Genomic DNA, 2,444 nt, shown 5'->3' with positions numbered 1-2,444 from the left:
CAATGCGCTCGGCGTAGCTGACCTGGCGCTGCTCATGCACCAGCGCCACCGCGTGCGGCGTGCGCTCGGCCTGGCGTTCGAACAGCTCGTGCAGGCAAACATCCTGCTCGTAGTCCGCCGCCGTCGCATTCCATTCAACCAGCACCTGGCGGCGTTCCGCCGCCGACAGCACGCCGATCTCCGCCAGCGCCGTCTGCGGCGCCGTTTCCAGCGCCGCGACGATGCCCTCCAGCGCCGTCTGCATGTAGTCGCAGATGCGTTCGGCCGACACCGACTGGTCGACCTGCGCCGTCAGGCTGAAACCATCGCCGAAATCGTCCACCGACAAGGTCAATGGATAGTTGGTGCGCTCTTCTCCCCCCACCACTTCCACGCCTTCCCAACCCGCGTGGGCCTGGTCGTCCCTGCCGCCGCCGGGCAGGCTGCTGTGACGATAGTTCAGCAGCGACGAGAACAACGGCGTCTGCGCGGCGATGCCGCTGCAGCGCTGCGCCAGCGCCAGCGACGCGTGCTCGTGCCGCAGCAACTGCGTCAGCAGCGCGTGCGTGCCGCGCACCCCTTGCGCCACATCCTGCTCGTCGATCGTGACACGCACCGGCAGCGTGTTGATGAACATGCCGAGCACACGTCCGGCGCCTTCGCCGGCCTGCATACGGCCGAACAGCACCGTACCGAACACCACGTCGCGGCGATCGGACAGCTTGGCCAGCACCTGCGCCCAAGCCAGGTGCACCAGACTGGCCGCGCTGACGCCTAGCCCGCGCGCCTGCGCGCGCAGCCGCACCGCCAGAGCGGCAGGCAGTTCGCGCTTGCTCTCCTTGATCTGCGTGCCGTCGCCGCGGACGTCGAGCAAGCCATAAGGCGCAGTTGGCTCGTCGATATCGGCCAGCATGCCGGCAAAGAAGGCCTCATGCTCCTGCTGACTGACACCCAGACGCGCCTGCGCAACAAAATTACGGAACGGCAGCGCCGGCGGCAGTTGCGCCGCCTGGCCTTGCTGGATCAGGTGGATTTCCTCGACCAGGATTTCCAGTGTCGTATGGTCGATCGCCAAATGATGCGTCAGCAGTTGCAACAGCCAGCGGCCATGGGCGCGGTCGGCACAGACAAATCCACGCATCAGCGGCGCCTGGCGCACATCGAGCCGTTGCCGGCTTGGCGCATAAAGGCTGGCCAATTGCTCCGCGATGGCGCCGTCCGCCGCGTCCAGCTCCACTTCCTCGACAGTCAGCGGCGCCCTGCGCCACACCACCTGTACCGGTTCGGCCAGGCCATCCCACAGCACCGCGGTGCGCAGGATGTCGTGGCGATCGACCACCGTCTGCAAGGTCGACAGGAAGCCGTCCAGGCGCGCACGCGTATCGAACTCGATCAGCGTCGGCAGCAGGTAGGCGTCGCCTTCGGCCTGCATCATGTGGTGGAACAGTATCCCTTCCTGCAAGGGCGCCAATGGATAGATGTCCTGGATGTTGGCGGCGCCGCCCGGCACCGCCGCGACGATGCCGTCGATCTCCAGCTGGCTCAGTTGCGCCAGCGGCAGCATGTCCGGCGTGATCGCATCGCAGCCGTCGGCGATGCCGTTGGCCGGCACCACCACGTCGCCCGCCCCGGTACCGGCGGCCAGCGCCGCGATGGTCGGCGTGCCGAACAAGGTGCGCACGTCGGTCTGCACGCCGGCCCGGCGCATGCGCTCGATCAGCGCCACCGCCAGCAGCGAATGGCCACCCAGCTCGAAGAAGTTGTCGTGACGTCCCACCTGCTCGCGTTGCAGCAGCTCGCCCCAGATCGCCGCCAACAGCAATTCGCTCTCGCCCTGCGGCGCCTCGTAGCCGCGCACCGCGTAGGCACCGCCATCGGGTGCCGGCAGCGCCTTGCGATCGAGCTTGCCGTTCGGCGTCTGCGGCAGCGCATCGAGCACCATGAACGCGCTCGGCACCATGTAGTCCGACAGCGTCTGCGCCAGTTCCGTACGCAGCACCGCCAGGTCGAGCTGTACGCCATCGCCAGCGACCACGTAAGCGACCAGCCGCTTGTCGCCCGGCTGGTCCTCGCGCGCCAGCACCGCCGCCTCGCGTACGCCGGCGCAGGCCGACAGCCTGGCTTCGATTTCGCCCAACTCGATGCGGAAGCCGCGGATCTTGACCTGAAAGTCGTTGCGCCCCAGGTATTCGATGTTGCCGTCGGCCAGATGGCGTCCCAGGTCGCCCGTCTTGTACATGCGGGCGCCGGCCACGCCGGCGAACGGATCGGGCACGAAGCGTTCCTCGGTCATTTCCGGCAGGTTCAGATAGCCGCGCGCCACGCCGGCCCCGCCGACGTACAACTCACCGGCCACGCCCAGCGGCACCGGCTGGCGCCAGGCGTCGAGGATGTAGACCTGTGTGTTGGCGATCGGCCGACCAATATGCAGCACCGCATCGTCGCGGCCAAGCCGGCCGGAGGTG

At 68.0% G+C, this 2,444-nt stretch carries 1 protein-coding gene; it reads right to left on the bottom strand.

Annotated elements, in window-relative coordinates:
* Positions 1-2,444: condensation domain-containing protein (locus KVP70_RS32955; protein ID WP_217946656.1), on the bottom strand; the 2,444-nt coding region annotated here is incomplete at both ends.

The organism is Duganella violaceipulchra, assembly GCF_019166075.1.
Taxonomy (GTDB): Bacteria; Pseudomonadota; Gammaproteobacteria; order Burkholderiales; family Burkholderiaceae_D; genus Rugamonas; species Rugamonas violaceipulchra.
Note: the sequence above shows the minus strand (reverse complement) of the source record. Positions and strands in the feature narration are given on the sequence as shown.